The organism is Streptomyces sp. NPDC058864 (genome assembly GCF_042742985.1).
Taxonomy (GTDB): domain Bacteria; phylum Actinomycetota; class Actinomycetes; order Streptomycetales; family Streptomycetaceae; genus Actinacidiphila.
Genome location: NZ_JBHYMQ010000142.1, coordinates 1 through 5,899 on the forward strand (window position 1 = coordinate 1; position 5,899 = coordinate 5,899).

General features: G+C 74.0%; 7 protein-coding genes. 2 read left to right on the forward strand and 5 right to left on the reverse strand.

Annotation, left to right across the window (positions count from 1 at the left end):
- The 4 genes from ACFW3D_RS41835 to ACFW3D_RS41850 all read right to left on the reverse strand — a co-directional run.
- Positions 1–126: SDR family NAD(P)-dependent oxidoreductase (locus ACFW3D_RS41835; protein ID WP_500513718.1), on the reverse strand; the 126-nt coding region annotated here is incomplete at its 3' end.
- 86 nt (positions 127–212) lie between these two features.
- Positions 213–1,487 (reverse strand): YbfB/YjiJ family MFS transporter, encoded by a 1,275-nt coding sequence (locus ACFW3D_RS41840; RefSeq protein WP_500513707.1) that lies wholly within the window; start codon positions 1,485–1,487, stop codon positions 213–215.
- A 114-nt stretch (positions 1,488–1,601) separates the two neighbouring features.
- A complete protein-coding gene (locus ACFW3D_RS41845; protein ID WP_500513709.1) occupies positions 1,602–1,904 on the reverse strand; it encodes a muconolactone Delta-isomerase family protein in 303 nt (100 codons plus the stop codon).
- Between the two features lie 214 nt (positions 1,905–2,118).
- Entirely contained in the window at positions 2,119–2,508 is a 390-nt protein-coding gene (locus tag ACFW3D_RS41850; RefSeq protein ID WP_500513710.1) for a YybH family protein, read from the reverse strand.
- Positions 2,509–2,744: 236 nt separating this feature from the next.
- On the opposite strand from ACFW3D_RS41850, the gene ACFW3D_RS41855 reads away from it, so the two are divergent.
- Positions 2,745–3,776: a nitronate monooxygenase gene (locus ACFW3D_RS41855; protein WP_500513712.1), complete on the forward strand. Its 1,032-nt coding sequence runs from the start codon at positions 2,745–2,747 to the stop codon at positions 3,774–3,776.
- Positions 3,777–3,828: 52 nt separating this feature from the next.
- Here ACFW3D_RS41855 and ACFW3D_RS41860 read toward each other — a convergent pair whose 3' ends face one another.
- The gene (locus ACFW3D_RS41860; protein ID WP_500513714.1) at positions 3,829–4,449 is read right to left on the reverse strand and encodes an HAD-IA family hydrolase; all 621 of its coding nucleotides are present in this window, start codon (positions 4,447–4,449) and stop codon (positions 3,829–3,831) included.
- A gap of 322 nt (positions 4,450–4,771) precedes the next feature.
- On the opposite strand from ACFW3D_RS41860, the gene ACFW3D_RS41865 reads away from it, so the two are divergent.
- Complete coding sequence (locus ACFW3D_RS41865; RefSeq protein WP_500513716.1) at positions 4,772–5,830, forward strand: alpha/beta fold hydrolase; 1,059 nt, start codon at positions 4,772–4,774, stop codon at positions 5,828–5,830.
- The last annotated feature ends 69 nt before the right edge of the window (positions 5,831–5,899 follow it).

Consider the following 5,899-nt stretch of genomic DNA (forward strand, 5'->3'; position numbering starts at 1 on the left):
CGCGCCGATGTTCCGCGAGGTGGCGACGACCGCGTAGCCCAGCTTGCGGTACGCCTCGACCAGCCCGGCGCCGATGCCCTGCGAGGCACCCGTGATGACCGCGACCTTCTGACCCTGAACGCTCATGGTGTTCCTTCTCCACGGGGGATGACATGGGAATCCGGCCAACTAGACGACCGGTCACTTAAAAGTAGACGACCGGTCGAGAACTGTCAAAGACCGGCAACTCGGACGGGGGCCGCCCCGCCAGGGGCCGCTTCCCGGGCATCGGCCGGATCGATGCGGTGCGGGAATCCGACGCGCAGCCCGAAGGCCGCCGCCGCGGCGGCCATGACGACGAGCGCCGCCAGGACCAGCGCCTGCCGGTAGCCGTGGCGCAGCAGGGGCTCGACGGCCAGGGGGCCGAGGATCTGGCCCACCGAGTACCCGGCGGTCAGCAGGGCGACCGCGCGCGGGAACCGAAGGTGCGTTCCGGCGGCGAGGGCGACCGTGCTCACGCCGATGAAGGTGGCGCCGAAGAGGAAGGCCGAGACCAGCGCCGCCGCGGGCCCCCCGACCAGGGCGGGCAGGGCGATCCCGGCGGCCTGCACGACCAGCGCGGCGAGCAGCACGTCCGGCCGGGACCAGCGCCGCCCCAGCCGCGCCCACAGCGCGGCGGAGGGAACGGCCGCCACCCCGGCCAGCACCCAGGCCGCGGTGCCGAGCCGGCCGGGCGAGCCCTGGTCGATCGCGGCGACCAGGAAGGTGCCGGCGATGATGTAGCCGACGCCCTCCAGCGTGTACGAGACGAACAGGGCGCCGAACCAGCGGTGCGTGCGCGGCACCGCGCTCCCCCGCGCCGCGGAGCCCGCCGCGGCCGCCGTGCCGCCGCCTGCCGCGTCGGCCGGGACGGATTCCGTCCGCATGGTCCACGCCGGCACCGAGAGCAGCGCGGCGAGGGCGGCGGACGCCCACCACGCGGCCCGCCAGTCGGCGAAGCCGCGCAGCACGAGGACGAGGAGGCCGGACAGGGCGATCCCGGCGCCGACCCCGCCGAAGCCCCAGCCGGGAAGGTGGGCGGGATACTCGCGCAGTCGCCCGAGGAGCGCGCTGACGGCGATGACGAAGACCGTCGCGCTCACCGCGCCCGCGACCAGTCGCAGCACCAGCCACACCACGGCCGAGTGCGTGAGCGGCATGGCGGCGAGGCTGACGACGAGCAGCAGCAGCGAACCGCGCAGGACGACGGCGGAGCGCGTCAGGCGGGGCAGAAAGGTCCCCGCGAGCGCGCCGATGAGGTAGCCGACGTAGTTGGCGGTGGCCAGGTGAGCGCCGGACCCGGCCGTCAGGCCTGCCTGAGCGTGCATCAGGGGCAGGATCGGGGTGTAGACGAAGCGGCCGACCCCCATCGCCGCCGCCAGCGCCGCCGCGGCCCGGGCGACATGGCCCCAGGGCGAGCCGGGAAGGCCGCCGAGGGCGACGGCCGGACGCTGGATTGAATCGCTCATGACATTTTCCTCGACGGGTGGGTTCCGGGGCGGGACGGACCACGGCCCCCCGTCGCGACCGTCTCCGGGCGGCGGGGAGCCGTGTGGGTGCCGTGTGCGGCGGGGCGTGCGCGGTCAGGCGCCGGCGTCCGCCTTCCCCGGGTCGTTGGGGTGCGACTGCACGGCGGTGACGACCGCCGACATCCACGGGTACAGCGGCAGTGTGCCGAGGACCTGCTCGTACAGACCGGCCTCGTCGTCGGCCCGCCACAGCCCGATACTGCGCAGTTCACCCACCGGACGCCACAGCCGGACAAGGTGCCCGGCGGCGGCCAGTTCCGCGGCCCGGACGGCCTCGGCCGCACGACGCCGGTCGACCTCTGCCGGGTCGGTGCCCTCGGGAACGGTGGTGGTGAGCTCGACCAGGAACTCCTTCACGGTGTTGCCTCTCCTAGAACCTGAACAGTTGGAACCTGGAAATCGGCCGGAGCCTTCTTCGGGCGGGCGGGCGGCCGGGCCGGTGACGTGCTGCCGGTCCTCGTACCCCCCACCCTGCGCCCGCGGGCCGGGGCGGCGCCACGACCGGCTCCCTCCCTGCTGGGAGGCGCAACCTCGCAACGGGCCCCGCCCGGTGGGCGGGTGGCCTCCGGACTCAGCCTTCCGCGGGGATGCGGGAGACGTGGTACGCGCGGATCAGCCAGCCCTCGCCCTCGCGCCGCAGGACCAGCGAGAGGTGCACGGGGGCCGTCCAGCCCTCCGCGCCCCGGAAGACGACGTCGGCGAAGCCGCCCGCCACCTCGTCGCCGATGCGGTAGCCCCGGACCTTCCCCACGTCCGCCCAGCGGTCCTCCGTCACGGCCTCGTAGTAGGCGCGCACCGCGTCCCGGCCGACCGTCGTTTCCGGGCCGAACCCCTGGAACAGTGCGTCGGCGGTGAACAACTCCGCCATCTCGTCCGGCCGGTGGCCGTCGAAGGCGGCCTTCCAGCGGGACAGCGTCTCCCGCATCGGTTCGTTCGCGGTGTCCGTCGAATCAGCGCTCATGTCGGTTCTCCTCTGTGCTCAACGGTAGGAAGGGCCGCGCCCGTGCGCGTGCGGAGGGCGACCGGACCGGGGACGGCCGATGATAGTCGACCGGTCTAATAAAAATAGTTGGGCGGTCGTATACTGGCAAACACGGGCCGCCCGGTGACGCCGGCGGGAAACTCCCGGCCGACGCCGCCCGCCCCTGGCCACCCCGCTGACGAGCGTCGCCGCCCCTCAGGAGGAACACTCACATCATGGTCTCGCCACTGGTCGCACTCGGGGTGGACACCCCGGTACTCGCCGCGCCGATGGCCGGCGGCCCCACCACTCCCGCGCTGGTCGCCGCGGCCGCCCGGGCCGGCGGCCTGGGCTTCGTGCCCGGCGGGTACCGCACCACCGCGGCGCTGGCCGAGCAGATCGCCGCCGTCCGGTCCGAGGGAGTGCCCTTCGGCGTCAACCTCTTCGCGCCCAATCCCGTCCCGGTCGACCCCGACGCCTTCCGGCGCTACGCCCGGGCCATCGCGCCCGACGCCGGGACGCACGGCATCGACGCACTGGCCGCGGAGCTCGTCGAGGACGACGACCGGTGGGCGGACAAGGTCGCCCTGCTGCTCTCCGACCCGGTGCCGGTGGTGAGCTTCACCTTCGGCATCCCGGAGACCTCGGTCGTCTCCGCACTGCGGGCCGCCGGGAGCGTGGTCGTGCAGACCGTCACCTCTGCCGCGGAGGCCCGGGCGGCCGCGGAGGCGGGTGCCGACGTGCTGGCCGTGCAGGCCTCCGCCGCGGGCGGGCACTCGGGCACCCTCACACCGCAGCACATACCGGCGGACGTCCCGCTGGAGGACCTGCTCGGCGAGGTGCGCGCGGCGGTACCCCTGCCGCTCGTCGCCGCCGGCGGCCTGGCGACCCCGGCCGCCGTGGCCGGTGCGCTGCACGCCGGGGCCGACGCGGTCATGGTCGGCACCGTCCTGATGCGCGCCGACGAGGCCGGCACCTCCGCTCCGCACAAGGCGGCGCTGGCCGACCCGGCACGTACCGGAACGGTGGTGACCCGGGCGTTCACCGGACGCCCGGCGCGGGCCCTGCGCAACGACTTCACCGACCGCCACACCGAAGCGGCACCGGCCGGCTACCCGGCCCTGCACCACCTGACCGGCCCGATGCGCAAGGCGGCCGCCGCCGCGGGCGACCAGGAACGGATCCACCTGTGGGCCGGCACGGGCCACCGTCACGCCACCGAGGAGCCCGCGGAGCGGATCCTGCGCCGGCTGGCGTCCGGGATCTGATCCCGGACGCGTACGGGCGGGCCGCACACACCGGCCCGCCCCCTCCGGCCTCTCAGGTCAGGGCGACGCCGAGCAGGACCTCCAGCTGCGCGACCGTCTCCCCGGGTTCCTTGGCGTGGACGCCCGCGAGCCCCAACTCCGCCGCCGGCGCGAGGTACTGCTCGGTGTCGTCCACGAAGACGCAGGCCTCGGCGGGCAGACCGAGCTTCTCCAGGGCCAGTTCGAAGATGGCGGGCTCGGGCTTGCGCATCCCGTGGTGCTCGGAGATGACCACCGCGTCGTACGAACCCTCCAGGTCGTAGCCCTCGTAGAGGTCCCACGGCGCGAAGCCGACGGAGTTGGACAGGATCCCCACGCGCACCCCGGCGCGCCGGGCGGCGGCCGCGGCGTCGATCAGGGCCTTCTCCGGCCGCAGGTCGGCGAAGATCCGGCCCATGAGGTTGTCGGGCGCCACTCCGAGGCTGCGGGCCGCCGCGGCGTTCCACTCCTCCTGGGTGATCGCGCCGCGTTCGAGGTCGTGGGTGCGCCGGGTGCCCTCCTCGTCGAGGTAGAGCGCGGTGATGCAGGCGCCCTCGGCCAGACCCTCGCGCCGTTCGAAGGCGAGCACGGCGGGCAGCAGGGGCGTGGTGAGGACACCGCCGAAGTCGAGGATCAGACCGGTGCGGTGGGACATGGCGGAACTCCAGCGGTAGCGACGAGGAGACGGCCACCGCGAGGCGGACGCGGCAGCCGCGTGGTGGGCCGTCCGGCGGCGACGTTGCCGCACGATGCCCGAGGGGCCGGCCGGGAGCGGCGGCCGCGCGGGCGGCACGCCCGGGGCGACGACCGGAGATCATCCTCCCATCCCCCTCCGGGCCCCGGTCGGCCGCCCCTCCTCCCGAGTGGGGACGGGTCCATGGCCGACGCCCGAAAATCGTCACCTCCTTGACCGGTGACGCATGTGCGTGCGAGGGTTGCCGACGGGAGAACCCCAGGAACGTGAAAGAAGGTTGGGAATGATCGACAGGCGGAGCTTCGGCAAGGTTTTCGGTGCGGGCGCGGCCGCGGCGTCGCTCGCGGGGCTCTCGGGCCTCGCGTCACAGCCCGCCACGGCGGCGACACCGCACCGGCCCGGGCCGCGCACCGGCGGACCGGCTCCCGTGCGGGGGACGTACACCTCCCTCGGCGCCCTCAAGCAGATCGACGCCGGCGTCCTGAACATCGGATACGCCGAGTCCGGCCCCGCCGACGGCCCCGTGGTGATACTCCTGCACGGCTGGCCGTACGACATCCACAGCTACGTCGACGTCGCGCCCCTGCTGGCGGCCGAGGGCTACCGCGTCATCGTCCCGCACCTGCGCGGCCACGGCACGACGCGCTTCCTGTCGCCCCGGGCGTTCCGCAACGCCCAGCAGTCGGTGGTCGCGCTCGACGTCATCGCCCTCATGAACGCCCTGCGGATCGAGAAGGCCGTCCTCGCCGGCTATGACTGGGGGTCGCGGACCGCCGACATCATCGCCGCGGTCTGGCCGGAGCGCTGCAAGGCCCTGGTCTCCGTCACGGGTTACCTGATCACCAACCGCGAGGCGAACAAGCAGCCGCTGCCGCCGAAGGCGGAGTTCGCGTGGTGGTACCAGTACTACTTCGCCACCGAGCGCGGCCGGCTCGGGCTGGAGGAGAACCGGCACGACCTCGCCCGTCTGGTCTGGGAGTTCAACTCCCCCACGTGGGAGTTCGACGACGCCACGTTCGCCCGCACCGCGGCGTCCTTCGAGAACCCCGACTACGTCGCCATCGTCCTCCACAACTACCGCTGGCGGCTCGGCCTGGCCGAGGGCGATCCGCGCTACGACCGCCTGGAGCGGCGGCTCGCCGCGGGCCCGATGATCGGCGTGCCCACCATCACCCTCGACGGCGAGGTCGATCCGTTCACCCCGGCCGGGGACGGTGCCGCCTACCGCGCCAAGTTCTCGGGCAGGTACGCCCACCGGACCCTGAAGGGCATCGGCCACAACGTGTCCCAGGAGGCTCCGGAGGCCTTCGCGGCGGCCGTCGTCGACGTCGACTCCTTCTGAGCCGGGCCGGAGGGCGCGACTCGGAGGGACCGGTCCGGGGCGGATCGAGGGCACGGCACCAACAGGTGC